Raw genomic sequence first — 22937 nt, 5'->3', positions numbered from 1 at the left:
ATTCCACGCTAGCGCCTTTGGCTCAACGTGCTACGCTGCGCGTTACTTTTCTTATTTGGGTGATTCGCTATGCCGATGTTTCGTGTGTTGGCGGCTTCCGCGCTGGTGCTGCTCACGCTGTCTACGCAAACCCAGGCCCAAACGTCTGCTGACTGGTCGGCTTACGATGAGGTGTTTGAGCGTGGGGCGAACCACGCAGCGTGGTGGGAGGCAGGCTGGACGGGCATTTATGCGGCGAGTTTTGCGCTGAATGCTTACCAGTCAAGCGAGGCTAGTAGCCGCGATGATCGTTTTGATGCGCGGGTGGGGGTGGTGAAGTCGGCGCTGGCTCTCGGGGGCATGTTGATCGATCGGCAGCCGCATCAGGCGGCACTGGTTGAGTACGAGCGCTTGAAGGCACGTGGTGAGTTAAGCGGCGTACAGGCACTCGGCTTAGAGCTTGCTCAGGCGGAGCGTGAGCGCCGTGGGTTTGATGCACGCATTAGTTCACTGGTGGTCAATAGCCTGGCTGGGGCCGTGATTGCCGCCGATGGTCGTGAACGGGATGGTGCCGTGAACTTTGCCACCGGCATGTTGGTAAGTGAGCTACAAATTTGGACGCAGCCCAACCAGGCTTCTAGCGCAATTAACCGTTTTCAACCTGCTCGCCTCTCAGTTGGGCCTGTCACGTTGAACGGTGAATACGCACTGCTTGTCTCACCCCAGCAAATTGGCGCTGCTTGGCGCTATTAGCCGCGTAGTAATCGCCGCACACCATGGTCATGTTAAAAACATTGTCAGTGCAACAGGATTGTCAGCACACCAGGAGCGCGTAAAATATCGGGCTTTTTTGGTTTTACCAATTGTTATGTTATACTTATTTATTGGTTAGCGAGGACACTCAATGAGTGAGCATATGCATCGCCATAACAAGGAAGGTCCTTGTCATTTTTCGCTGATGTCATTATCTGCCGCGAGGCGGTTGGGTCTAGTGGCACTGCCGCTGCTGGGTTTATGGGGTTTAGTTTTGTGGGCAAGTGGGTGGCCGCTATGAGTGAACGTTCACTTTCACGCCTGCAACTGCATGATTTGCACCTTGCCCAAGGCGGGCGCACGGTGCTTGAGCATGTCGATGGTGACATAAAACCTGGTGCTATTACGGCGCTTATCGGCGCCAACGGGGCGGGCAAAAGCACGTTGATCCAGGCGATTATGGGTGAACTGCGGCCTATTAGCGGCAAAGTGATTTGCACCGTTGATAAAGCACGCCGCGCATGGTTACCGCAGCAACTGGCTCTGGACCTTACCTTTCCGATGAGCGTGGAAGAGTTGGTGATGACCGGCAGTTGGCCAAGCCATGGGGCGCTGAAAGGCTACTGTGCGGCGCATTATCGCAAGGGTCGCGACATCATGGCGCGCTTAGGCATTTCTCATTTAGCCCACCGCCCTTTGGGTGAGCTTTCCGGTGGCCAGCGCCAGCGGGCGCTGATTGGCCGTACGTTGATGCAGGAAGCGGAGCTTTTGTTACTGGATGAGCCGTTTGCCAACGTAGATAGCGATACGGTGGATATCTTGATTCGTATTTTGCGCCAAATGGCTGATGAAGGCGTGACCATCATTATTGTGCTGCACGACATGGATCATCTGAGCCGCCTAGCCGATGAAGTTTTGATGCTAAGTGGTGGCCATGGTCGCTGGGTCGCGCCTAGTGCGCTTAGCCACCAACATGCATCGGCCAAGGTAGTGCCGTTTGCTTTGGGAGGTCGTCATGCTGGCACTGCTTGATGCATGGTTTGTTGCACCTTTTGATTATGGCTTTATGCGACGTGCGGTCGTGGGTGGCTTGGCACTTTCGCTGGCTGCCCCGCCGCTGGGCGTGTTTTTGGTGCTACGGGGCATGAGCCTGATTGGCGATGCGATGGCCCACGCTATTTTGCCTGGGGTGGCGCTGGGCTTTTTACTCGCAGGGTTCTCTCTGCCGGTGATGAGCGCCGGGGGCGTTCTGTTCGGCGTGATGGTGGCCTTACTTGCCGGTGCAGTGTCGAAAATGGGCGGCCAGCGGGAAGATGCGGCTATGGCGAGTTTTTTTATTATCTCGCTGGCAGCCGGAGTATTACTCATTTCTATGGGTGGCAGCAGCGTGGATTTAACCCATGTGCTGTTCGGCTCAATTTTGGCGATTAACTCCACAGCGCTACTGCTCATTGCCTCTATCAGCACACTGATTGTGATTATTTTGGCGATCATTTTCCGCGCGTTGGTCGTGGAGTGTTTAGACCCGCTGTTTTTACGCGGGCAAAGCCGCCGTAGCAGCTGGGTACATAGCGTTTTTTTAGGGCTCTTGGTGCTTAATTTAACCGCGGGTTTCCAAACCTTGGGCACGTTAATGGCGGTGGGCTTAATGATGCTGCCTGCCACTGCGGCACGGTTTTGGAGTAAGCGGCTGGAAGGCTTGATAGGTATTGCCGTGGTATTGGCCATGATCGCCAGTACCGGCGGGCTATTGATTTCGTTTCATCTTGATACCCCGTCAGGGCCGAGCATTATTCTGCTGGCTGGGGTGGGTTATCTACTGTCGGCACTGTTCGGCCGCTATCACAGCTTAGCCGCTAAGCTGCGGCGTAAGACAACGCCGCTGGCGCTTGAACAGTCGTCATAACTCTTTGTTATTTTTGAAGGAGCGTTATATGTCGCTTTTCTCTTCATCGCGCTGGTGGGTGGGTGTTTCGGCCATGCTGGCATTGCCTGCGGCAATGGCTAACGACCGTGTTCAGGTAGTGACCAGCTTCTCTATCTTGGCTGATATGGTCGAAAACGTGGGCGGCGAGCACGTTGACGTAACGTCGCTTGTCGGCCCTGACGGCGATGCGCATGTTTATTCGCCAAGCCCAGGCGACGCCCGCGCGCTGGCCAGCGCAGATGTGGTGGTCTTTAACGGACTGCTGTTTGAGGGCTGGATGGAGCGTTTGATTGAGTCTAGCGACTATACGGGTGCATTGGTCACCGCAACCAACGGCATTCAACCCCGCGCCTTTGCCAAACACGATCATGAAGAACACGGCCATGACGATCATGGACACGACGACCATGGACACGACGACCATGGCCACGACGATCATGGCCACGGGCACGACGAGCACGATCACAGTGAACATGACCATGGTGATGACGACCCTCACGCATGGCAGGATCTACAGCAGGCAAAGGTCTACGTTACCAATATTCGCGATGGCTTAATCGAAGCAGACAGTGCTAATGCTGAAAGTTATCAAGCGAATGCTGAGCGCTATTTAGCGACAATAGACGAGGCTGATCATGAAATTCGTGATTTGCTGAGCGATATTCCCGCTTCTGCCAGCGTGATTACCGGCCATGATTCGTTTGGCTATTTCTCAAACGCTTATGGGGTGAACTTTCTTTCCCCTGTCGGCCTTTCTACCGAGGCTGACCCCAGCGGCGCCAGCATGGCCGCGCTGGTGGATGTCATCGAACAGGAAAACGTGCAGGCGCTGTTCCACGAGAACATGACCAACCAGGCGATCATCAATCAGCTCGCCGAAGAAACCGGCCTACCGATTGCTGGCACGCTGTATGCCGATGCACTGGCCAGCGAAGGCGATGCCAGCACTTACCTAGGCATGATGCGTCATAATGCGAACGTGCTGCACTCAGCATTAGCTGAACCGGGTCATGACGATCATGCTCATGAACACGATCATCATGGTCATGAGCATTAAGCCAAAAAGTTAACTATTGAATACCGCCGCAGGGCGGTATTTTTTTGCGTTGCATTTTGTCCCAGGGATGGGGAGACTTGCACTACTGCTGTAAATTTTCATCTCTGTAAATTCCCCCCTGCAAAGAGCCAACACCATGCGCCTGAACGCCGATTTTAGCCACTTTGCCAGTGTCACGCCGGATCAGTACCATTGGGTGGACTCCCCCAGCGCGGGTGTAGAGCGCATGATGCTAGACCGCATTGGCGACGAAGTCGCCAGAGCCACTAGCTTGGTACGCTACGCGCCCAACAGCCAGTTCAACCGCCATACTCATGGTGGTGGTGAAGAAATTTTAGTGCTGGAAGGTGTCTTTGCCGATGAGCATGGCCGTTACCCGGCAGGCAGCTACTTACGCAACCCGATTGGCACTGGTCATACCCCGCAAATAGGGGAAGAAGGCGCACTTATTCTGGTGAAGCTACACCAGTTTGATGAAAACGATATTCTGCAACTGGCCGTGCCTGCCCATAGGCTGCCCTGGCAGCCCGACCGACGGCCAGGTATTACTTACAAAATGCTGCACACCTATAGTTCAAAACAGTATGGCCCAGAACGAGTCAGCCTAGAGCGCTGGGAAGCCAATACACTAGTGTCTTATCCACCGCTTGCCGGTGGTTTAGAGCTGTTTGTACTGGAAGGCTCTCTGCTCAGTGATGAGCAGGAATATGCTACCGGCAGCTGGTGCCGCTACCCAGTAGGTGCGGCACCTCAGTTACGCGCGGGTAATGAAGGCGTGCAGCTTTATCTAAAACGCGGGCACTTAGCCACTGTTAAGCTACCCAGCTAATCTACAAAACTGTTTACAAATCTAGCCTACCAAGCCAATAAACGGCAGCAGCGTTAATAGGGCGATCAGCACCACGGCAACGATTACCAGTACGACTTGCACGGGGTGGGCGAGGAAGCGCCGCCATAATGTTGGTGCATTGCCACTGGCAACCGCTTCTTCGTGCTCTCGCCGTGCTTTAGCTTGACGCTTTTCCTGATACGCCGCCAATGCCGCTTCAGCGGCCTCGCGCTGAGCAGTGTTACGCAGCCAAATTGCATCGACACCCAGGCGAAAAAAGCCCGCCTGGTTTCATAGACATCAAAGCCCTGCTCATCTAGCAATTGGCGTACTTCCAACGCCTCTTCATCGGTCACGTGGCGTAGCCGAAACAGCAAGTGGGCCATATTAGTCGCCCATGGCTGCCATGCGGTCTGCCTGAATCACTTCGATCCAGTAGCCATCTGCATCTTTGACAAAGATAACGTCTTTCATCTTGCCCTGGTCCGCGCGCTTGATGAACGTCACCTCATGCTCATCAAACCATGCTTGAGCAGCTTCTAAGTCAGGCACACTAAAGCAGATATGACCAAACCCTTGAGGCTCAGCGTTACCGTCATGATAGGCAAAGTCCTGCTGATCTTCTGTGCCCCAATTATGCGTCAACTCCAGCAAGCCTTTCTGACTGAAGGTCCAGGCAGTGCGTGCTTGAGTATCTTCTGGCACGTTATCGCTGCTTTCGAGATTGGCTAGGAAGTAGAGCGAAAACTGCATCTCTTCGAAATCCAATCGGCGTAGCACCTGCATTCCAAAAACCTTAGAGTAGAACGCTAGCGCACGTTCGGGATCCTTCACCCGCAGCATGGTGTGATTTAAGCGAAACCCTTGGGTTTGCGGCGCTACGGGCGCGACTCCGGAATGTTGTTCGCCTTGAAAACTCATTTTGCTCTCCTGTCGCTAATGCTGATCATTGAATCCATTGAGCCTCACTTACCGCTTACCATGGGGGCTTTAGAGCCATAATACCAGCCCTTACAAGCATGTAGGATTCACTAACGCAGTGTCACATTAAGCACACTGGCAATACTAAACAAAACCCCTACACTTATTATTCATAAACTTTACAAAAAGCAGTTCCCGCAACATGAGCGATGCCCCACCTTTGAGGCGCCCACAGGAGTTTTCCATGACCGCGATTGATATGCCCCTCGGTGACCACATAACGTTAAAGCAGTTAGCCCATGCCATACACAATGGCTTTTCACCGATTGTGGAAGTTGAATCAATGGATGGTATCTATAAGGTTCGCTTCCATCACGCGAACGGTGTTTCTGATTTAACCAGTGCTGAGGGGCATGTCAGCACGTTTTTGGGCACCGGTGAGATTCGCGACACCCTTGGACAGCTGGGCCTCACTCATGGCGTGCTTACGTTTGCCGACCAGTGTGGCGATGAAATGATTGGTGTTGAGGGTAAGGCGATAACGCCTGATGAGATGCTCACCTACGGAACACGCATCTCGTTTCGTTGATATTTGCTCATAGCGCTGCCCAGGCTTTACAGATTGATCTAAGCCAAGGATAGTACCATCACGACAGGGGCGCCCTTGCTTAACGGGCTGAGAAGCACCCTTTGAACCTGAACCGGATAACACCGGCGTAGGGAGTCGTGGTGCAACTGCATCACCTCCCAGCCGGGAGGATATTATGCCTTCACGCCCACTCGGCGATTATCTCCGCGATCTGCGCGCTGCCACACCGCTGGTACATTGCATTACCAACTATGTGGCGATGAATAGCACCGCTAACTTGCTATTGGCGACAGGTGCTTCCCCCGCCATGCTGCATGCTCAAGAAGAAGTGGCGGAGTTCACGGCTATTTCTGGCGCGCTGTCCATTAATATTGGCACCCTCTCTTCCCCTTGGGCTGACGCCATGGCAGTCGCCGCGCGCACTGCTCATGAAAACCATATTCCGTGGGTGCTTGACCCTGTGGCTGTTGGTGCTACCACATTTCGCCTGCGTGTTTGCGAGACGCTGCTGGCTTATCAGCCTAGCGTTATTCGTGGCAACGCCTCAGAAATTCAGGCACTTAACGGACTCGCCAGCCAAGGGCGTGGAGTCGATGCGACTGCTAGCACCCAAGAAGCTACAACCGCAGCCATTGCGTTAGCACAGCAACATCGCTGCGTGGTGGCGGTCACTGGCGAGAGCGATTTCATCACCGATGGCACGGATCATTATCGGCTTAAAGGTGGGCACGCACTCATGCCTCGCGTGACTACCTTGGGCTGCGGATTGAGTGCGCTGGTGGCAAGCTTTGTGGCCGCAAGCCGCGAGCAGCCGCTGGAGGCCAGCTTGGCCGCCTTGGCGTGTTTCAGCATCGCTGGAAGCCGTGCAGGCGAGCAGGCTCAAGGCCCTGGCAGTTTCCAGGTGGCGCTATTGGATGCGCTGTATCAATTATCCCCTGACGACCTTTCGACTCTTGCTCAATGGGAGGCGGTGCATGCCGTTTGATCTTTCACTCTATTTAGTCACCGATGCTGGTCTGTGCGCTGGCATGGGTCTGGAAAAAACCGTTGAAGCTGCTGTGCAGGGCGGCATTACCATGGTGCAGCTACGCGATAAACACGCTAGTGACGAGCACATGATCGCCCAGGCCAAACGTCTCAAAGCGATGTTGGCTGGCAGTGGTGTCCCTCTGATCATTAATGATCGCCTGAACGTGGCGTTCGCCAGCCAAGCGGATGGCTTACATGTCGGGCAAAGCGACACAGCTGTTCAAGCAGCGCGAGCCACTCTTGGCCAACACGCCATTATCGGGCTTTCGATTAACACCCTAGCCCAACTTCAGGAGGCACCTGTCGAATTGCTCAATTACGTCGGTTTAGGGCCCGTGTTTGCAACTGGCAGTAAACAAGACCACGCCCAGCCAATTGGCTTTGATGGGCTGGCACGGCTTGCCAATGCTTGCCAACTTCCCAGTGTCGCGATTGGCGGACTAAAAGCTGAACACATGGCTCAAGTGAAAGCCGCTGGGGCAAACGGTGTTGCGGTTATTTCTGCTATTTGTGGTCAGCCAGACCCCCGCCTGGCTGCACAGGCATTCCACGCGCAATGACCCAGCTCGACCATATCGCGGCGTTTGTAAAGGTCGCTGAGCTGGGTAGCTATACCCGCGCGGCCGAGGCGCTAGACCTTTCTCGCACGCGGGTATCTCGCCAAGTGATGGCGCTTGAAGAGGCATTGGGTGCTCGGCTTATTCAGCGCACCACCCGGCGGCTGCACCTCACTGAAGCGGGAGAACGCTATCTCGTTCGTGCGCAAAGCATTCTGATCGCTTTGGACGAGGCAGCGGCAGAAATCGGCAGTGGCACCAGTACGGTGAGCGGGCAGTTGCGCATCAATGGCCCGATGAGCTTCGGCACACGCTATCTTTCACCGCTGGTTGCACAGTTTATGCAAACGCACCCTGGGCTTGAGGTGCGTTTGGATCTAAACGACCGCCGCGTTGATTTGCTGGAAGAGGGCTACGATGTCGCCATTCGTATTGGCAACCTGCCCGACTCTAGCTTAGTGGCGCGACGGCTCACCCAGTGCCGGATGCTGTTTTGCGCATCACCTGATTACCTCGCCCAGTATGGCACGCCGCTGACTAGTGAAGACTTGGCATCTCACCGCTGCCTTCGCTACCGAAGCGGCCAAAACAGTGGCGATTGGCGGATTGGTCATCAACTACTTAGTATTTCTGGCCCCCTAGAGAGTAATAATGGCGATATGCTGACGCATGCAGCTGAAGCAGGCTTAGGGATAGCGCAACAGCCCAGCTTTTTAGTGACTGATAGCATTGCGAACGGGCGCCTAGTGCCGATTTTGCAGAATCTGCCGCCTGCGTTGCTAGACATCCATGCGCTTTATCCAGCCCGACGCTATTTACCTGCCAAAGTAGAGCGCTTTATTGAGTTATTAGCGGCGGCGTGGGGTGACCCACCAGTATGGGAAATTGAGCTCGGATTGTCGCCTTTATCGCAACAGTGAAGTGCATTAACAGTGGATTATCTCAGTGGCTTTCATCTGTAAAGTGGCACTATCGCATCCAACGTGATGCTCGCGACTAAGAGAGACGGCTATGACCACTGCTAATACTTCACCACTCACCCTCCATGCCACCGCCTTGCTACGTATCAGTTTAGGCGTAATGGCCTTAGCTCACGGCTTGCTTAAGGTGTTTGTCTTCACCCTGCCAGGCACTGTCAGCTATTTTGAATCCCTGGGCTTACCGGGTGTTCTTGCTTACTTAACCATTGCTGCCGAAGTAGGTGGTGGCCTAGCACTTTTACTGGGCATCTATACTCGTTGGGTAAGCCTTGCTCTAGTACCCGTGCTGCTAGGTGCAGCCTCGGTACACCTGGGTAACGGCTGGCTGTTCTCAAACCCGGGTGGTGGCTGGGAATTCCCTATTTTCTGGACGATTGCTCTGGTGGTACAGGCAGGCCTAGGTGGCGGTAGCGCTGTTGTCAGCCGCAAATTCGCTTAACCGCTCTGCCCGCATTGGCTTCGGCTTGTGCGGGCATCATTAGCCCGCTATAGGCTAACGGAGGTACTAAAATGCTACCCAGCCTGTTTATTTCCCATGGTTCCCCCATGTTGGCGCTGAATAAAACGCCGGCCCACGCTTTCCTACGCGAGCTGGGAAAACGCCTCTCCCCTCGCGCGGTGGTCGTCGTATCAGCCCACTGGGAGAGCCTCACGCTCAAGGTCAGTACTAGCGCACAACCAGAAACGATTCATGATTTTGGCGGGTTTCCACAAGCCCTTTTTGAGTGCCAGTATCCAGCCCCTGGCAACCCTGAATTGGCGGAACAAATTGCAGTATTATTGGATGCTGAGCGCGTTGAGCGCGGCCTTGATCACGGCGCCTGGGTACCACTTTCGCTGATGTTTCCAGAGGCCAATGTACCGGTCGTTTCCCTGTCGCTACCTGTGCGTTGGGAAAATGACGCGCTAGTCACGCTCGGCGAGCGCCTATCGGCATTGCGAAAAGAAGGGGTTCTGATTATTGGCTCGGGCAGCCTAACCCATAACTTATATGAAACCCTGCCCCAGGACAGCCCCACCCCCGCCTGGGTAGATGAGTTTGCCCAGTGGGTTAGCGAACACATTGAAGACAATGATCGCCAGGCATTACTTCACTGGGAGCGTGCTCCAAAAGCGCTGGAAAACCACCCGACCCCAGAACACTTCCAGCCCTTACTGGTGGCCATGGGGGCAGGCGGAGATGGAACTCAGTTACACCACAGCGTGGAACATGGCGTACTGGCGATGGATGTCTACGCGTTTAGCTAATAGCAGTGCCTAACGATACAAATTGAGCTTTTCGGGGTGGATCAAGATCGCGCATTAAAAGCGCAAATTCACTCTGTTCCGGGCTAATGCTAACACCTGGCACGGGGAGGCGAACTCGGTGCCCTGAGCCAGGTGCAGCGCGCTGGGCTTCGCCGCGAACGTTCTCCATGTGTTCAAGCACGAAGCGGTGATTGCCACTTGGCAACATGAGCTCCATGCTGTCCCCCACTTCAAAGCGGTTTTTGACCTCGATGTCTAACCAGCCACGAACAGGATCGTAGCCCAGCACTTCACCGACAAACTGTTGGTGCACACCGATGGAGCTACCCTGCTGATAACTTTGAAATTCATCGTGAACATGGCGACGATAGAAGCCTTCGGTATACCCTCTGTTCGCTAAGTTCTCCAGCTCATCCATTAATCCCATATTAAAGGGGCGGCCAGCAACGGCGTCATCGATGGCGCGGCGGTAAACCTGTGCGGTCCGTGCGACGTAGTAATGAGACTTTGTCCGCCCTTCGATCTTAAGCGATGCTACTCCCATTTCTGTCAGTCGCGCCACGTGCTGTACTGCACGCAAATCCTTGGAATTCATAATGTAGGTGCCATGCTCATCTTCATACACGGGCATCAGCTTGCCAGGGCGAGTGACATCCTCGATCAGCGCTGAGAGCTCGTCCTGGTCGGCCACCGCCGTATCAGCGACGTGCTGAGCTGGCAACAGGTCACCCGTATCATCTTGAGTGGCTGCTATGGTGTTATATTTCCAACGACAGGCATTCGTGCAGGTGCCTTGGTTGGGGTCGCGGTGATTAAAATAGCCAGACAGCAGACAGCGTCCTGAGTAGGCAATACATAGCGCACCATGAACGAAGGTTTCGATCTCTAAGCCTGGGCACTCTGCGCGTATTTCGCCAATCTCTTCAAGGGATAGTTCCCGCGACAAAATAATGCGGCGAATACCTTGGCGCTGCCAGAATTGAGCGGCGGCCCAATTGACGACATTGGACTGCACCGACAGATGAATCTCTTGATCTGGCCAGCGATCGCGAACCATCATAATCAGACCCGGGTCTGACATGATCAACGCATCGGGTCCGGCCTCAATGACAGGCTCCATATCCCGTAGGTACGTTGTCAGCTTGCTGTTGTGCGGAGCAATGTTGGAAGCAACATAGAATTTCTTACCTCGCGCATGTGCGTACTCAATACCACGATGCAAATTATCGATTTTAAAATCGTTGTTACGCACCCGGAGAGAGTAGCGCGGCTGACCTGCATAAACGGCATCTGCCCCATAAGCAAACGCGTAACGCATATTTTTAAAGGTACCGGCAGGCGAGAGTAATTCGGGAGCTTGCATAGACAGTCACCGTTATCAGGACGATGGCGCACGTGCGCAGTGATGAAAGTGCCGGATTATAACCAGCTCAAACAGCCTGTCTTGCTCAGCTATCTACTTTGCTGACCCAGATCAAAAAGTAACGACCACAAGCCTCTTTTGACACATATGACGATGAATAACAGCCGCGTTTTACGCCGTTGGGCGGGGTTTCAGCGTCGTACGGCGGTCATGGTAAGCAATTGCTAATCCGCTGCCCATAATCAGCACACTGCCCACCCATACCCACAGATCTGGCAGCTCTCCCCAGAACCACCAGCCAAGCAGCACCGCCCACAGCATTGCGGTGTAATCAAATGGAGCAGCAATCGCGGCAGGGGCAAAGCGGAATGCCAGGGTAATAAACGCGGTCGCGCCAATACCCAAAACACCCGAGACCAAAAAGCCAAGCCAGTGCCAGGGCTCTGGGGTTTGCCAAACCCAGGGCAAACTCAGAGCAGTGACGATAAAGGGCACTAACGTCATGTAGAACACCATTGCCCACAGGTGCTCCCTAGCACCGTAGCGCCGCGCAGTAATCATCATCAGTGCATAAAAGAAAGCCGCTCCCAAGAGGGTTAGCGTGCCGAGCTGGAACGCATCACCGCCGGGGCGAACCACAATCAGCACGCCAGCAAAGCCAACTAACGACGCTATTAATACGGGTGGATCGATTCGCTCGCCAAGCAACGGCACTGAAAGCAGCGTTACAAACAAGGGTGCCACAAAAGCGATTGCCGTGGCCTCTGCGAGTGGCAGCAGGGTTAGCCCCCAGACAAAGAACACCATCGTGGCGGTATAAATCAATCCTCTGAGAAGGTGTACACGGGGGCGCTTGGTATGCAACTTGCGCAATCCACCTGCAAAATGCGCCAACAGGGCAATGAGCGGTAATGACACGAGCGTACGAAAGAAAATAATCTGTAGCGGCGAATGGACCTCGCCTAGCCACTTCGATACCGCATCACCAAGCGCTAAGAACAGAACTCCTAAGCACATGCACAGGATACCTTTTAACGACGTTGTCACGACGCTCTCCTTTTGCCCTTTGGACATTTTATCAGCCGGGATTAACAACTAATAAAAAACCCCGCCAATGTGTCACTGACGGGGCTGCGGATCTAACGTGGCTTTACAAACTTGCGTTGACCACCATGCACTCCATCCCCTGCGCCTGGAGCGTTCTACAAGCGCGTCTGGCGCGTGCTTCGTCCAAGGCGACAACCCTGGCGCGGAATACCGGCGTTTGACCAGCTAAAGTATCGATAGCAACCCGCCCCCCCACTTCATGAGGCAGGCGCTGCGCTGCCTGACGTGCCAACTGCTCTGCTCGTGCTGCCTGGCTAAAAGCACCTACCTGGATACCCCAATCACCAGCAGTAACAGACCGTTGAGGCGTAGCTGCCAATTCGCGCTCACGTTCAATAAAAGCGTTCACCGGGTCTGGTCTACGGGTGACAGGAACTTCTGTCGGTGCCTCCATTGAGCGCGCGAGACGATCTTCAATTTCAACAGCCGGTGCAGACGCTGGTGAAGGAGAAAGGGTTGTCGCTGCCAAATTATTCGAAGCCGCTGTATTATTCGAAATCGTTACATTACTGGCCATGACAGGGCGATTAGAGGCTGGCGGTGTCGACATGGGGCGTTGGCTAGGCGCGTTAGAGCCAGAGAAAGCCATAAACTCTCTAGAAAAAGTGGTATTGGCCAGCCACGTTTGCTGGTCACGCAGCGCTGCACGAGCAAAGCTACGGTCTAACAGGTTGGCCATATGAGAATCACGAGATGACCCACTAAAGCCACCCATGACAACGCCCACCATACGGCGATCCCCGTGGACGGCCGTTGTCGCTACATTGAAACCAGATGCACGAATGAAGCCGGTTTTAAGGCCATCTGCACCGGGGTAGTTTTTCACTAAGCGGTTATGGCTGGTGTGCCGGGTACCACGATAGGTGAACTCCTGGAGCCCAAAGTAGTGGTAGTACTGTGGGAAGTCCTGCATCACGCGCACAGAGAGTGTCACCATATCCCGTGCCGTGGTGACCTGCTGATCATCAGGTAGACCCGAGGCATTACGGAACGTGGTGGCATTCATGCCTAGCTCGCGCGCTTTTGCGGTCATCAGCTGAGCGAAACGCTGCTCGCTACCACCTAATGCTTCAGCCACCACGACGGCAACATCATTAGCAGAGCGCACTGCCAACGCACGAATAGCAGAATCAACAGGAATGGTACTACCTGCAGAAAGCCACAGTTTTACAGCAGGCATGGCGGCAGCTTGAGCAGACACAGGAAGCGGCTGATTAAGACTGAGCTGGCCACTCTCCAATGCTTCAAATGTAAGATAAAGCGTCATCATTTTGGTTAACGATGCGGGGTAGCGACGCTCATCGGCATTCTCGGCGTACAGCACCTCTCCGTTTTCCAAATCCACAACAATCCCAGCATAACGCGGATTTGCATGAGCACTCGATATCGTGCTTAACAGCAATACCATTAACGACAGCAGAAGCCACCAGCGCGCGACGATCGTTGCGCATATTCCCCTTGTTGCCATACATGCCCCTTTCTTGTTTTGCTGTGATGTAACACTACCAACCATTAATCTACTTGCCACACTAAGAAATCTAAGACTAGCACGGTAACTCTTCAAGTGAATTAAGAAAGCAGTATAAAAGTTGAAAACGCAATGAAATGAATAGACCAAAAAAAAACCGACCCTAAGGGGTCGGCTTTCATTTTGTTGAGCAACAACGCAGAGACTTACTCTTCTGCAGCTGCTTCTTCAACAACCGGACGGTCAACCAGCTCAACGAACGCCATGGGCGCGTTGTCGCCTGTGCGGTAACCGCACTTGAGGATGCGGATGTAACCACCCGGACGCTCGGCATAACGCGGACCTAGCTCGTTGAACAGTTTGCCGACGGCTTCTTTGGAGCGCGTGCGGGCAAATGCCAAACGGCGGTTTGCAACGCTATCCTGCTTGGCTAGGGTAATTAGCGGCTCGATAACGCGACGCAATTCCTTGGCCTTAGGCAGGGTTGTCTTGATGACTTCATGTTCGACCAGCGAGACAGACATGTTCTTGAACATGGCCTGACGATGCGAGCTGGTACGATTCAGATGACGACCACTCTTACGATGACGCATGGTTGTAATTCCTTACCAAACTGGGACTCGAGTCGACACTCACGCGGAGGCCTTGTCGTCCTTCAGGCTAGCGGGTGGCCAATTTTCCAGCCGCATGCCGAGGGACAAGCCGCGCGCTGCCAATACGTCTTTGATTTCATTCAAAGACTTTTTACCAAGATTCGGTGTCTTCAGCAGCTCAACTTCAGTGCGCTGGATAAGATCACCAATGTAGTAAATATTCTCGGCTTTTAGGCAGTTAGCGCTGCGAACTGTCAACTCAAGATCGTCTACGGGGCGCAATAGGATAGGATCAACAAGATCCTCTTCCTCTTCGACTTCCTGCTCTTTATCAGCTTCCAGGTCGACGAAGGCGGCCAGCTGCTCTTGCAGAATGGTCGCACTGCGACGGATAGCCTCTTCCGGATCCAGTGTACCGTCGGTTTCCAGATCGATAATTAACTTATCGAGGTCGGTGCGCTGCTCAACACGAGCGGCTTCAACCGAATAGGAAACACGGCGAACAGGGCTGAAGGTGGCATCCAGCTGCAGGCGGCCAATTGCACGTGTCTCTTCATCAGAGCCACGAGCGTCAGCCGGTTCGTAACCACGACCCAGCGCTACCTTAAGCTGAATTTTCAGCTCGGCACCTTCATTGACATGAGCAATGACGTGATCCGGGTTGACGATTTCGACGCTATGATCAAGCGCAATGTCGCCAGCGGTGACGACAGCTGGGCCCTGCTTGTTCAGCGAGAGCACCGCCTCATCGCGGCTGTGCATCTTGATCGCAACATCTTTCAAGTTCAGGAGGATTTCGATGACATCTTCCTGCACCCCTTCGAGCGCACTGTATTCGTGCTCTACACCGGCAATTTCAGCCTCTACCACGGCAGCGCCGGGCATGGACGAAAGCAGAATGCGACGAAGTGCATTCCCCAGGGTGTGACCAAAGCCGCGCTCGAACGGTTCGAGAACGATTTTGGCATGATGTGCGCTGATTTCTTCGACCTTGATGTCACGAGGACGAAGAAACTCTGTCACTGAACGCTGCATATGAACACCTTTCAGGCTGCCAAACGGATACTGAGTACTCTAGAGCACACTACTCAAGAGCGTCTGGGCGGTTAGCTTTGCTACCCCGCCCAGGTCTCAAGAAGCAGAAATGTAAATCAAACTGCTTACTTGGAGTACAGCTCGACGATCAGGTTTTCGTTGATGTCGGCAGTCAGGTCACCGCGTTCAGGCAGAGCCTTGAAAGTGCCTTCCATCTTCTTGGCGTCGATTTCGATCCAAGCGATATCGCCACGGTTGGCCGCAATGGTCAACGAGTGTTGAATACGTGCTTGGTTCTTCGCCTTTTCGCGAACAGAAACAACGTCACCGGGCTTCACTTGGTAGGAAGCAACGTTAACGGTGCGGCCGTTCACGGAAATCGCCTTGTGGCTGACCAGCTGACGCGCTTCAGAGCGAGTCGAGCCAAAGCCCATGCGGTAGACGACGTTATCCAGTCGGGATTCAAGCAACTGCAACAATACTTCACCAGTCGCACCTTTCAGGCGAGCGGCTTCTTTGTAGTAGTTGCGGAACTGCTTTTCGAGTACGCCATACATACGGCGTACTTTCTGCTTCTCACGAAGCTGCAAGCCGTAGTCGGAAAGACGCTGACGACGCTGGCCGTGTACACCCGGGATCTGCTCGGATTTACACTTTTTCTCGAAGGGAGTAACACCGCTCTTTAAAAAGAGGTCGGTGCCTTCACGACGAGACAGTTTGCACTTCGGTCCAATATAACGAGCCATGAATCTGTCTCCTTAAACGCGGCGTTTCTTAGGCGGACGGCAGCCATTATGAGGAATGGGCGTCGCGTCAGTGATGCTTTGCACGCGGAAGCCGGCGGCATTGAGAGCGCGCACGGCGGATTCACGGCCTGGACCGGGGCCCTTGACCAGCACGTCTACGTTTTTCACACCATACTCGGCTGCAGCAGTTGCTGCACGCTCACTTGCCACTTGAGCAGCGAACGGGGTGCTCTTGCGAGAACCACGAAAACCCGAACCACCGGCTGTCGCCCAAGAAAGAGCGTTGCCCTGGCGGTCTGTGATCGTCACGATCGTGTTGTTAAAAGAGGCGTGGATATGCGCTACGGCGTCCACTACCTGCTTTTTAACCTTTTTACGGTTACTACGCGGGTTAGCCATGTTGATGTCTATTCCTGTCTTAACGTCAGCTCTCTATTAAAGAGCCTGCGTGTTATTTGCGGATCGGCTTACGCGGGCCCTTACGGGTACGCGCGTTAGTCTTAGTCCGCTGACCACGCAGCGGAAGACTACGACGATGACGCAGACCACGGTAGCAGCCTAAGTCCATGAGACGCTTAATGTTAAGCGTAACATCACGACGAAGGTCGCCTTCTACGGTGTACTTACCAACTTCAGAACGCAGGGTATCCAGCTCATCGCTAGATAGATCCTGGATCTTGGTAGTAGGCGCGATACCGGCAGCAGCACAAACGTGCTGAGCGCGGGTACGGCCAATCCCGAAGATATAGGTCAGCGAGATCGCCGCATGCTTGTTGTCCGGGATATTGACGCCTGCAATACGGGCCATCAGCTTACTCCGAAATTTGAGCGGCTTGCTCGTTTATTCATCTACAAAAGGCGCAACAGCATACCCCTTTATAAGCCTTATGGCAAGGGGTATGCCGGCACCCGCTTAAAAACAACCCAGGTATTAACCCTGGCGCTGTTTGTGCCGCGGTTCGATACAAATGACGCGGACAGCGCCATTGCGTCGAATGATCTTACAATTACGGCACATCTTCTTTACGGAAGCTCGAACTTTCATCGTTCTCTCCAAATCGCAACGGCGCGCCTCAGCGCATAATGCCGCCGCTACCGTAGCCTTTCAGGTTGGACTTCTTCATCACCGAGTCATATTGATGCGACATGAGATGCGACTGCACCTGGGCCATGAAGTCCATGATGACCACAACCACGATCAGAAGCGAAGTTCCGCCGAAGAAAAACGGCACGTTCCACGCAACGATCAAGAACTGGGGCATCAAGGAAACCGCAGTGATATACAAGGCACCGAACAAAGTAAGACGAGTCATTACTTTATCGATATAGCGAGCGGTCTGCTCGCCGGGGCGAATGCCCGGCAGGAAGGCGCCTGACTTTTTAAGATTGTCAGCCACATCCTTGGGGTTGAAGACCAGCGCTGTGTAAAAGAAGCAGAAGAATACCACTGCCGCCGCGAAAAGCAAGATGTAAAGCGGTTGGCCGGGGCCTAACGCTTGTGATGCACGCTGTAACCACTCCATTCCTTCGCCAGCACCCACCCACTGACCAATAGAGGCCGGGAAGAGTAAAATACTGGAAGCGAAGATTGCTGGAATAACACCAGCCATATTCACTTTCAAAGGCAGGTAGCTGCTTTGGCCTGCATACATCTTATTGCCGACCTGGCGCCTGGGGTAGTTCACTTTCAAGCGGCGTTGACCGCGCTCAATGAACACCACAAACGCAACGGTAGCAATACCTAGCACTGACAGCGCTAACAGCGGAAGAACATTCCAGGCACCTTCATTACGAGCAAGCTCGAACGCTTGCCCAACGGCACTGGGCAGCCCAGCGACGATCCCCGCGAAGATCAACAGCGAAATACCGTTGCCGATGCCCTTCTCGGTGATCTGCTCACCTAGCCACATCATAAACACCGCGCCTGATACAAATGTAATCACGGCGGTGAAAAAGAAGCTGAAGTCAGCGCTGTATGCGATGCCTTGGCTAGCCAGACCGACGGACATACCGGTAGCCTGGACGAAAGCCAGTATCACCGTGCCGTAGCGCGTGTACTGGCTAATCTTGCGGCGGCCAGCCTCACCCTCTTTCTTGAGCTGTTCAAGATGAGGGGAGACCGCAGTCATGAGCTGCATGATAATCGACGCCGAAATGTAGGGCATTATGCCCAGGGCGAGGACGCTCATGCGCTCCAGGGCGCCACCCGAGAACATGTTAAACATGCCTAGAATGGTGCCCTGTTGCTCCCTAAACAAGGCAGCAAGCTGGTCAGGATTGATACCGGGAACGGGAATGTGGGCACCAATACGGTACACCACGATGGCGAGGAGCACGAAGCGCAAACGCGCCCACAGTTCACTCAGACCGCTGCCCATCGCCGGCATATTTCCTGACTTGGCCATTTAGTCCTCTACCTTGCCGCCGGCGGCTTCGATCGCTTCACGGGCACCTTTGGTGACCTTGATACCACGAACGGTAACCGCCTTTTTCAGTTCGCCAGAAAGGATGATCTTCGCATGAAGCGTCGCATCCTTTAGCACGTTGGCTTGCTTCAGAGTTTCCATAGTGACTTCGTCACCGGCAACCTTAGCAAGTTCAGCCAGACGTACTTCTTCAGATACCAATGACTTAGCAGACGTAAAGCCGAACTTCGGCAAACGACGCTGCAATGGCATCTGACCGCCTTCGAAACCAGGCTTGACGCTGCCGCCACTGCGAGATTTCTGACCTTTGTGGCCACGGCCACCGGTCTTACCAAGACCGGAGCCGATACCACGACCAACGCGCTTTTCAGCGTGTTTGGAGCCCGGTGCCGGGCTCAGGGTATTGAGTTTCATGGATTACTCTCCCTCAACGCGCACAAGGTAGTTAACCTTGTGGATCATGCCGCGTACGGCAGGGGTGTCTTCCAGCTCAACCGTATGACCGATGCGACGCAGACCCAGGCCCTTCATAGTAGCCTTGTGCTTGGGCAAAACGCCGATGGTGCTGCGGATCTGGGTAACCTTGATCGTTGCTGCCATGGTGCCTTACCCCGTGATCGCTTCGACAGACAGACCGCGCTTAGCGGCAATGTCTTCCGGTGCTTGCATGGAGGAGAGACCTTTAACAGTCGCTCGCACCACGTTAACCGGGTTGGTGGAACCGTAGCACTTGGCCAGTACATCATGGACACCAGCGAGCTCTAGTACAGAGCGCATGGCGCCGCCAGCGATGATACCGGTACCTTCAGAAGCCGGCTGCATGTACACCTTAGAAGCACCGTGACGGGCTTTTATCGGGTACTGAAGCGTATGGCCTGCAAGGTTAACCTTGACCATGTTGCGACGAGCTTGATCCATCGCTTTCTGGATCGCAACAGGCACTTCACGCGCCTTGCCACGACCAAAACCGACACGACCTTTACCATCACCAACGACGGTCAGCGCGGTGAAGCCGAAAATACGACCACCTTTGACCACCTTGGCGACGCGGTTGACCTGCACTAACTTCTCTTGCAGATCACCGCTTTGCTGTTCGTTCTTCGCCATCGTAAAACCCTTTAGAATTCCAGGCCGCCTTCACGTGCGGCGTCGGCCAGAGCCTTAACGCGACCGTGATACTTAAAGCCAGCACGATCGAAGGCCACCTGGGTGATGCCTGCTTCTTTAGCGCGTTCAGCAATCAGAGCGCCAACCTTAGAGGCGGCTTCTGCGTTGCCAGTCGCACCCTCGCGCAGTGCTTTGTCCAGCGTAGAAGCACTGGCTAGCACTTTGCCACCATCCGGCGAGATAATCTGCGCATAGATGTGACGCGGGGTACGGTTGACGCACAGGCGATACACGCCCAGCTCGCGGATCTTTGCGCGAGCGCGGCGGGCACGACGGAGACGAGATTCTTTCTTCGCGTTCATAACCCTGCCTTACTTCTTCTTGGCTTCTTTGCGACGCACCTGCTCGTCGGCGTACCGAACACCCTTGCCTTTATACGGCTCAGGGGGACGGAAGGCGCGGATTTCCGCGGCGCACTGGCCGAGCATCTGCTTGTCCGCGCTTTTCAGCACGATCACGGTGTTCTTCGGCGTTTCCGCTGAGACACCCTTAGGCAGTTCATAGTCGACCGGGTGCGAGAAGCCCAGTGAAAGATTGAGCGTCTGGCCCTTAGCTTGGGCACGATAACCGACGCCTACAATTTCGAGAGTTTTTGTGAAACCCTCGGATACGCCCGTTACCAGGTTCTGAACCAAGGCGCGGGTAGTACCGGCCATTGCCCAGCTCTTGGCAGACTCACTCGGGGCGAAGGTCAGCTGGCCATCTTCTTGACCAATCACCACGTCCTGGTGAATGGGCATAGATAGCGTGCCCTGGCCGCCTTTGGCGGTCAGCTGGCCAGCGTCGATTTTAATCTCGACACCAGCAGGCACTTTAACCGGATATTTCGCTATGCGGGACATTCCAGCCTCCTAGAATACGGTGCAGATGACTTCGCCACCGACGCCTGCTTGGCGCGCGGCACGATCGGTCATGACACCATTAGAGGTGGTGACAATCGCGATACCCAGACCATCGGCGACCTTAGGCAGGTTGTCTTTGCCCTTGTACTGGCGCAGAGACGGCTTGGAAACCCGTTGAATGTGCTCAATAACCGGCTTACCCTCAAAATATTTGAGAGTAACGGTCAGCTCGGGTTTAACGCCTTCAGCCACCGTAAAGTCGGTAATGTAGCCTTCTTCCTTTAACACGCGGGCCACTTCCACTTTCAGCTTGGAGGACGGCATGGTAGCCGTCTCCTTGGTGGCCATCTGCGCATTGCGGATACGGGTAAACATATCCGCTAGAGTGTCTTGCATGCTCATTTAATGTGCGCTCCTGATGATTCGACGTGACGTTACCAGCTGGACTTTTTCAGGCCAGGGACGTCGCCACGCATGGCGGCTTCACGCAGCTTGTTACGGCCAAGGCCGAACTTGTTGTAAAAACCGTGCGGACGGCCAGTCACGCGGCAGCGGTTACGCTGACGCACCGGGCTTGAGTCGCGCGGCAGTTGCTGCAGCTTCAGCGTCGCCTCGAAACGTTCTTCTTCAGAAGCGTTCACGTCCGAGATGATTTTCTTGAGCTCTGCGCGCTTAGCCGCATACTTCTCGACTAGCTGAGTACGCTTGAGCTCGCGCTCTATCATACTTTTCTTAGCCATGATCCAACCCTTATTTCTTAAACGGGAAGTTCAGTGCCGCTAGTAGCGCACGACCTTCCTCGTCGGTGTTGGCGGTAGTAGTGATAGTGACGTCCAGCCCCCGGATGCGATCGATCTTATCATACTCGATCTCCGGGAAGATGATCTGCTCACGCACACCCATTGAGTAATTGCCGCGACCGTCAAAAGACTTCGGATTGAGACCACGGAAGTCACGCACGCGGGGAATCGCAATGTTCACCAAACGGTCCAGGAAGTCCCACATACGCGCTGAGCGCAGTGTTACTTTGACACCGATCGGCCAACCTTCGCGCACCTTGAAGCCCGCGATGGACTTGCGTGCCTTGGTCACCAACGGTTTTTGACCGGAGAGTTTCTCCAGGTCGCCGATGGCATTGTCGATCAACTTTTTATCGCTGACCGCTTCGCCGATACCCATGTTCAGAGTCACTTTCGTGATCCGGGGTACCTGCATTACGTTGGCGTAGCTGAACTGCTCTTTGAGCTGAGCCACGACCTCGTTTTGATAACGTTCTTTCAAGTTCGCCATTTTGCTACCCGACTCGCGTTAGGCGTCGATCTGCGTCTGCGTCGACTTGTAGATACGTACCTTGGTACCGTCTTCCTTAACTTGGAAGCCGACGCGATCCGCCTTACCGGTCTCCGAATTGAAGATGGCTACGTTGGACGCGTGAATCGGAGCCTCACGCTCGACGATACCGCCCTGATTTCCCGCCATGGGATTAGGCTTGGTGTGACGTTTAATCATATTCACACCGGACACCACGAAGCGGTTTTCTAGTACCCGCTTAACAGTGCCACGTTTGCCTTTATCCTTCCCGGCGATGACGATGACTTCATCGTCACGTTTGATCTTTTGCATATCCGCCTCGCTCCTTACAGCACTTCAGGCGCTAGGGAAATGATCTTCATGAACTTCTCATTACGAAGTTCACGAGTTACCGGCCCGAAGATACGCGTGCCGATCGGCTGTTCGTTGGTATTATTCAACAAAACCGCCGCATTTCCATCGAAACGGATCAGCGAACCGTCACTACGACGGACGCCACTACGGGTGCGAACGACTACCGCTTTCAGCACTTGGCCTTTTTTGACCTTACCGCGCGGAATCGCTTCCTTCACCGTTACCTTAATGACGTCACCAACGCGAGCGTAGCGACGGTGTGAACCGCCTAACACCTTGATGCATTGCACCCGGCGCGCTCCGCTGTTGTCAGCGACATCCAGCATTGTCTGAGTCTGAATCATCGGTTTTCTCCAAACCTAATCTGACTGCACTGATCGGCAGACTTTAGGTATTAACCCTTAGCCTGCTCAACCACCTCGACCAGCGTCCAAGCTTTCTTCTTGGAAAGCGGACGGCACTCCTGAATGGAAACCGTATCGCCTGCCTTAGCCTGGTTCGCCTCATCATGGGCGTGCAGCTTGGTGGAGCGCTTGACGTATTTTCCGTAGATCGGGTGACGCTCACGACGCTCGATCATAACGACGATGGATTTATCCATCTTATCGCTCACCACCTTGCCGGTGAGCGTACGTGTTTTTTTCTCTTCGGCCATC

The 22937-nt window shown here is 54.3% G+C and carries 33 protein-coding genes, 1 pseudogene and 1 riboswitch; of the genes and pseudogenes, 11 read left to right on the top strand and 23 right to left on the bottom strand.

Annotated elements, in window-relative coordinates; all coding sequences use genetic code 11:
• Positions 1-69 precede the first annotated feature (69 nt).
• From J4377_RS01265 to J4377_RS01245, 5 genes are all read left to right on the top strand, one after another.
• The gene (locus tag J4377_RS01265) at positions 70-732 is read left to right on the top strand and encodes a hypothetical protein (protein ID WP_038480446.1); all 663 of its coding nucleotides are present in this window, start codon (positions 70-72) and stop codon (positions 730-732) included.
• A gap of 297 nt (positions 733-1029) precedes the next feature.
• The gene (locus tag J4377_RS01260) at positions 1030-1764 is read left to right on the top strand and encodes a metal ABC transporter ATP-binding protein (RefSeq protein WP_038486467.1); all 735 of its coding nucleotides are present in this window, start codon (positions 1030-1032) and stop codon (positions 1762-1764) included.
• Positions 1748-2638: a metal ABC transporter permease gene (locus tag J4377_RS01255; protein WP_009723865.1), complete on the top strand. Its 891-nt coding sequence runs from the start codon at positions 1748-1750 to the stop codon at positions 2636-2638. Before J4377_RS01260 ends, J4377_RS01255 begins: the two co-directional genes overlap by 17 nt.
• Before the next feature lie 28 nt (positions 2639-2666).
• Entirely contained in the window at positions 2667-3716 is a 1050-nt protein-coding gene (locus J4377_RS01250) for a metal ABC transporter solute-binding protein, Zn/Mn family (RefSeq protein WP_253486413.1), read from the top strand.
• A 136-nt stretch (positions 3717-3852) separates the two neighbouring features.
• Positions 3853-4545 carry a cupin domain-containing protein gene (locus J4377_RS01245; protein ID WP_120385929.1) on the top strand — a complete coding sequence of 231 codons (693 nt, stop codon included), beginning with the start codon at positions 3853-3855 and terminating at the stop codon, positions 4543-4545.
• A 21-nt stretch (positions 4546-4566) separates the two neighbouring features.
• On the opposite strand, the pseudogene J4377_RS01240 reads toward J4377_RS01245, so the two are convergent.
• Together J4377_RS01240 and gloA are read right to left on the bottom strand one after the other, a co-directional pair.
• Positions 4567-4931: pseudogene (locus J4377_RS01240) on the bottom strand (DUF6164 family protein).
• 1 nt (position 4932) lies between these two features.
• Positions 4933-5466 carry a lactoylglutathione lyase gene (gene gloA / locus J4377_RS01235; RefSeq protein ID WP_231658160.1) on the bottom strand — a complete coding sequence of 178 codons (534 nt, stop codon included), beginning with the start codon at positions 5464-5466 and terminating at the stop codon, positions 4933-4935.
• Positions 5467-5710: 244 nt separating this feature from the next.
• Here gloA and J4377_RS01230 point away from each other — a divergent pair, with 244 nt between their 5' ends.
• The 6 genes from J4377_RS01230 (at position 5711) to J4377_RS01205 (ending at position 9869) form a co-directional block, all read left to right on the top strand.
• A complete protein-coding gene (locus J4377_RS01230) occupies positions 5711-6055 on the top strand; it encodes a hypothetical protein (RefSeq protein WP_253486412.1) in 345 nt (114 codons plus the stop codon).
• 55 nt (positions 6056-6110) lie between these two features.
• Positions 6111-6206: riboswitch (TPP riboswitch) on the top strand.
• 24 nt (positions 6207-6230) lie between these two features.
• On the top strand, positions 6231-7040 hold the full coding sequence (thiM, locus tag J4377_RS01225; RefSeq protein WP_038480428.1) for a hydroxyethylthiazole kinase: 810 nt from the start codon (positions 6231-6233) through the stop codon (positions 7038-7040).
• Positions 7030-7644, top strand: a complete 615-nt coding sequence (gene thiE / locus J4377_RS01220) for a thiamine phosphate synthase (protein WP_038480426.1) — start codon at positions 7030-7032, stop codon at positions 7642-7644. Before thiM ends, thiE begins: the two co-directional genes overlap by 11 nt.
• The gene (locus tag J4377_RS01215) at positions 7641-8561 is read left to right on the top strand and encodes a LysR family transcriptional regulator (RefSeq protein ID WP_038480425.1); all 921 of its coding nucleotides are present in this window, start codon (positions 7641-7643) and stop codon (positions 8559-8561) included. The genes thiE and J4377_RS01215 overlap by 4 nt, the downstream gene beginning before the upstream one ends.
• A gap of 91 nt (positions 8562-8652) precedes the next feature.
• A complete protein-coding gene (locus J4377_RS01210) occupies positions 8653-9060 on the top strand; it encodes a DoxX family protein (RefSeq protein WP_095604374.1) in 408 nt (135 codons plus the stop codon).
• Between the two features lie 71 nt (positions 9061-9131).
• Positions 9132-9869 (top strand): class III extradiol ring-cleavage dioxygenase, encoded by a 738-nt coding sequence (locus J4377_RS01205; RefSeq protein ID WP_253486411.1) that lies wholly within the window; start codon positions 9132-9134, stop codon positions 9867-9869.
• Here J4377_RS01205 and yegQ read toward each other — a convergent pair.
• The 21 genes from yegQ to rpsQ all read right to left on the bottom strand — a co-directional run bounded on the left by yegQ (position 9862) and on the right by rpsQ (position 22936).
• Positions 9862-11232, bottom strand: a complete 1371-nt coding sequence (gene yegQ, locus J4377_RS01200) for a tRNA 5-hydroxyuridine modification protein YegQ (protein WP_253486410.1) — start codon at positions 11230-11232, stop codon at positions 9862-9864. The genes J4377_RS01205 and yegQ overlap by 8 nt on opposite strands.
• Before the next feature lie 171 nt (positions 11233-11403).
• Positions 11404-12279 carry a DMT family transporter gene (locus tag J4377_RS01195; protein ID WP_253486409.1) on the bottom strand — a complete coding sequence of 292 codons (876 nt, stop codon included), beginning with the start codon at positions 12277-12279 and terminating at the stop codon, positions 11404-11406.
• A gap of 103 nt (positions 12280-12382) precedes the next feature.
• Positions 12383-13807: a serine hydrolase gene (locus tag J4377_RS01190; protein ID WP_253486408.1), complete on the bottom strand. Its 1425-nt coding sequence runs from the start codon at positions 13805-13807 to the stop codon at positions 12383-12385.
• Positions 13808-14013: 206 nt separating this feature from the next.
• The gene (rplQ, locus tag J4377_RS01185; RefSeq protein WP_009723880.1) at positions 14014-14400 is read right to left on the bottom strand and encodes a 50S ribosomal protein L17; all 387 of its coding nucleotides are present in this window, start codon (positions 14398-14400) and stop codon (positions 14014-14016) included.
• 39 nt (positions 14401-14439) lie between these two features.
• On the bottom strand, positions 14440-15435 hold the full coding sequence (rpoA, locus tag J4377_RS01180; RefSeq protein ID WP_009723881.1) for a DNA-directed RNA polymerase subunit alpha: 996 nt from the start codon (positions 15433-15435) through the stop codon (positions 14440-14442).
• A gap of 125 nt (positions 15436-15560) precedes the next feature.
• Entirely contained in the window at positions 15561-16181 is a 621-nt protein-coding gene (rpsD, locus tag J4377_RS01175) for a 30S ribosomal protein S4 (protein WP_009723882.1), read from the bottom strand.
• 12 nt (positions 16182-16193) lie between these two features.
• Positions 16194-16580, bottom strand: coding sequence for a 30S ribosomal protein S11 (gene rpsK / locus J4377_RS01170; RefSeq protein ID WP_009723883.1), 387 nt, complete (start codon positions 16578-16580; stop codon positions 16194-16196).
• 52 nt (positions 16581-16632) lie between these two features.
• Positions 16633-16989 carry a 30S ribosomal protein S13 gene (rpsM, locus tag J4377_RS01165; protein WP_009723884.1) on the bottom strand — a complete coding sequence of 119 codons (357 nt, stop codon included), beginning with the start codon at positions 16987-16989 and terminating at the stop codon, positions 16633-16635.
• A 123-nt stretch (positions 16990-17112) separates the two neighbouring features.
• A complete protein-coding gene (gene rpmJ / locus J4377_RS01160; protein ID WP_009099023.1) occupies positions 17113-17226 on the bottom strand; it encodes a 50S ribosomal protein L36 in 114 nt (37 codons plus the stop codon).
• Between the two features lie 28 nt (positions 17227-17254).
• Positions 17255-18586: a preprotein translocase subunit SecY gene (secY, locus tag J4377_RS01155; protein ID WP_038480406.1), complete on the bottom strand. Its 1332-nt coding sequence runs from the start codon at positions 18584-18586 to the stop codon at positions 17255-17257.
• A complete protein-coding gene (rplO, locus tag J4377_RS01150; RefSeq protein WP_038480402.1) occupies positions 18587-19021 on the bottom strand; it encodes a 50S ribosomal protein L15 in 435 nt (144 codons plus the stop codon).
• A gap of 3 nt (positions 19022-19024) precedes the next feature.
• A complete protein-coding gene (rpmD, locus tag J4377_RS01145; protein WP_009723888.1) occupies positions 19025-19207 on the bottom strand; it encodes a 50S ribosomal protein L30 in 183 nt (60 codons plus the stop codon).
• 6 nt (positions 19208-19213) lie between these two features.
• Positions 19214-19714: a 30S ribosomal protein S5 gene (rpsE, locus tag J4377_RS01140; RefSeq protein WP_009723889.1), complete on the bottom strand. Its 501-nt coding sequence runs from the start codon at positions 19712-19714 to the stop codon at positions 19214-19216.
• Positions 19715-19725: 11 nt separating this feature from the next.
• Positions 19726-20076, bottom strand: a complete 351-nt coding sequence (gene rplR / locus J4377_RS01135) for a 50S ribosomal protein L18 (protein ID WP_009723890.1) — start codon at positions 20074-20076, stop codon at positions 19726-19728.
• A 9-nt stretch (positions 20077-20085) separates the two neighbouring features.
• The gene (gene rplF / locus J4377_RS01130) at positions 20086-20616 is read right to left on the bottom strand and encodes a 50S ribosomal protein L6 (RefSeq protein ID WP_038480399.1); all 531 of its coding nucleotides are present in this window, start codon (positions 20614-20616) and stop codon (positions 20086-20088) included.
• Between the two features lie 9 nt (positions 20617-20625).
• Positions 20626-21018, bottom strand: coding sequence for a 30S ribosomal protein S8 (gene rpsH, locus J4377_RS01125; RefSeq protein WP_009723892.1), 393 nt, complete (start codon positions 21016-21018; stop codon positions 20626-20628).
• A 32-nt stretch (positions 21019-21050) separates the two neighbouring features.
• A complete protein-coding gene (gene rpsN / locus J4377_RS01120; RefSeq protein WP_009723893.1) occupies positions 21051-21356 on the bottom strand; it encodes a 30S ribosomal protein S14 in 306 nt (101 codons plus the stop codon).
• A gap of 10 nt (positions 21357-21366) precedes the next feature.
• Positions 21367-21906, bottom strand: a complete 540-nt coding sequence (gene rplE / locus J4377_RS01115) for a 50S ribosomal protein L5 (RefSeq protein WP_009723894.1) — start codon at positions 21904-21906, stop codon at positions 21367-21369.
• Positions 21907-21924: 18 nt separating this feature from the next.
• Complete coding sequence (rplX, locus tag J4377_RS01110; RefSeq protein ID WP_009723895.1) at positions 21925-22239, bottom strand: 50S ribosomal protein L24; 315 nt, start codon at positions 22237-22239, stop codon at positions 21925-21927.
• A gap of 14 nt (positions 22240-22253) precedes the next feature.
• Positions 22254-22625, bottom strand: coding sequence for a 50S ribosomal protein L14 (gene rplN, locus J4377_RS01105; RefSeq protein ID WP_009723896.1), 372 nt, complete (start codon positions 22623-22625; stop codon positions 22254-22256).
• A 50-nt stretch (positions 22626-22675) separates the two neighbouring features.
• The gene (gene rpsQ, locus J4377_RS01100; protein WP_009723897.1) at positions 22676-22936 is read right to left on the bottom strand and encodes a 30S ribosomal protein S17; all 261 of its coding nucleotides are present in this window, start codon (positions 22934-22936) and stop codon (positions 22676-22678) included.
• Position 22937: the final 1 nt, after the last annotated feature.

It is taken from the genome of Halomonas sp. XH26 (assembly GCF_024138895.1).
In the GTDB taxonomy this organism is placed as follows: Bacteria; Pseudomonadota; Gammaproteobacteria; order Pseudomonadales; family Halomonadaceae; genus Vreelandella; species Vreelandella alkaliphila.
Note: the sequence above shows the minus strand (reverse complement) of the source record. Positions and strands in the feature narration are given on the sequence as shown.

Excerpts from the sequence above, each read along its gene's own strand:
- J4377_RS01265 (WP_038480446.1), top strand. The coding sequence starts at position 70 with ATGCCGATGTTTCGTGTGTTGGCGGCTTCCGCGCTGGTGCTGCTCACG.
- J4377_RS01260 (WP_038486467.1), top strand. The coding sequence starts at position 1,030 with ATGAGTGAACGTTCACTTTCACGCCTGCAACTGCATGATTTGCACCTT.
- J4377_RS01255 (WP_009723865.1), top strand. The coding sequence starts at position 1,748 with ATGCTGGCACTGCTTGATGCATGGTTTGTTGCACCTTTTGATTATGGC.
- J4377_RS01250 (WP_253486413.1), top strand. The coding sequence starts at position 2,667 with ATGTCGCTTTTCTCTTCATCGCGCTGGTGGGTGGGTGTTTCGGCCATG.
- J4377_RS01245 (WP_120385929.1), top strand. The coding sequence starts at position 3,853 with ATGCGCCTGAACGCCGATTTTAGCCACTTTGCCAGTGTCACGCCGGAT.
- gloA (WP_231658160.1), bottom strand. The coding sequence starts at position 5,466 with ATGAGTTTTCAAGGCGAACAACATTCCGGAGTCGCGCCCGTAGCGCCG.
- J4377_RS01230 (WP_253486412.1), top strand. The coding sequence starts at position 5,711 with ATGACCGCGATTGATATGCCCCTCGGTGACCACATAACGTTAAAGCAG.
- thiM (WP_038480428.1), top strand. The coding sequence starts at position 6,231 with ATGCCTTCACGCCCACTCGGCGATTATCTCCGCGATCTGCGCGCTGCC.
- thiE (WP_038480426.1), top strand. The coding sequence starts at position 7,030 with ATGCCGTTTGATCTTTCACTCTATTTAGTCACCGATGCTGGTCTGTGC.
- J4377_RS01215 (WP_038480425.1), top strand. The coding sequence starts at position 7,641 with ATGACCCAGCTCGACCATATCGCGGCGTTTGTAAAGGTCGCTGAGCTG.
- J4377_RS01210 (WP_095604374.1), top strand. The coding sequence starts at position 8,653 with ATGACCACTGCTAATACTTCACCACTCACCCTCCATGCCACCGCCTTG.
- J4377_RS01205 (WP_253486411.1), top strand. The coding sequence starts at position 9,132 with ATGCTACCCAGCCTGTTTATTTCCCATGGTTCCCCCATGTTGGCGCTG.
- yegQ (WP_253486410.1), bottom strand. The coding sequence starts at position 11,232 with ATGCAAGCTCCCGAATTACTCTCGCCTGCCGGTACCTTTAAAAATATG.
- J4377_RS01190 (WP_253486408.1), bottom strand. The coding sequence starts at position 13,807 with ATGGCAACAAGGGGAATATGCGCAACGATCGTCGCGCGCTGGTGGCTT.
- rplQ (WP_009723880.1), bottom strand. The coding sequence starts at position 14,400 with ATGCGTCATCGTAAGAGTGGTCGTCATCTGAATCGTACCAGCTCGCAT.
- rpoA (WP_009723881.1), bottom strand. The coding sequence starts at position 15,435 with ATGCAGCGTTCAGTGACAGAGTTTCTTCGTCCTCGTGACATCAAGGTC.
- rpsD (WP_009723882.1), bottom strand. The coding sequence starts at position 16,181 with ATGGCTCGTTATATTGGACCGAAGTGCAAACTGTCTCGTCGTGAAGGC.
- rpsK (WP_009723883.1), bottom strand. The coding sequence starts at position 16,580 with ATGGCTAACCCGCGTAGTAACCGTAAAAAGGTTAAAAAGCAGGTAGTG.
- rpsM (WP_009723884.1), bottom strand. The coding sequence starts at position 16,989 with ATGGCCCGTATTGCAGGCGTCAATATCCCGGACAACAAGCATGCGGCG.
- rpmJ (WP_009099023.1), bottom strand. The coding sequence starts at position 17,226 with ATGAAAGTTCGAGCTTCCGTAAAGAAGATGTGCCGTAATTGTAAGATC.
- secY (WP_038480406.1), bottom strand. The coding sequence starts at position 18,586 with ATGGCCAAGTCAGGAAATATGCCGGCGATGGGCAGCGGTCTGAGTGAA.
- rplO (WP_038480402.1), bottom strand. The coding sequence starts at position 19,021 with ATGAAACTCAATACCCTGAGCCCGGCACCGGGCTCCAAACACGCTGAA.
- rpmD (WP_009723888.1), bottom strand. The coding sequence starts at position 19,207 with ATGGCAGCAACGATCAAGGTTACCCAGATCCGCAGCACCATCGGCGTT.
- rpsE (WP_009723889.1), bottom strand. The coding sequence starts at position 19,714 with ATGGCGAAGAACGAACAGCAAAGCGGTGATCTGCAAGAGAAGTTAGTG.
- rplR (WP_009723890.1), bottom strand. The coding sequence starts at position 20,076 with ATGAACGCGAAGAAAGAATCTCGTCTCCGTCGTGCCCGCCGCGCTCGC.
- rplF (WP_038480399.1), bottom strand. The coding sequence starts at position 20,616 with ATGTCCCGCATAGCGAAATATCCGGTTAAAGTGCCTGCTGGTGTCGAG.
- rpsH (WP_009723892.1), bottom strand. The coding sequence starts at position 21,018 with ATGAGCATGCAAGACACTCTAGCGGATATGTTTACCCGTATCCGCAAT.
- rpsN (WP_009723893.1), bottom strand. The coding sequence starts at position 21,356 with ATGGCTAAGAAAAGTATGATAGAGCGCGAGCTCAAGCGTACTCAGCTA.
- rplE (WP_009723894.1), bottom strand. The coding sequence starts at position 21,906 with ATGGCGAACTTGAAAGAACGTTATCAAAACGAGGTCGTGGCTCAGCTC.
- rplX (WP_009723895.1), bottom strand. The coding sequence starts at position 22,239 with ATGCAAAAGATCAAACGTGACGATGAAGTCATCGTCATCGCCGGGAAG.
- rplN (WP_009723896.1), bottom strand. The coding sequence starts at position 22,625 with ATGATTCAGACTCAGACAATGCTGGATGTCGCTGACAACAGCGGAGCG.
- rpsQ (WP_009723897.1), bottom strand. The coding sequence starts at position 22,936 with ATGGCCGAAGAGAAAAAAACACGTACGCTCACCGGCAAGGTGGTGAGC.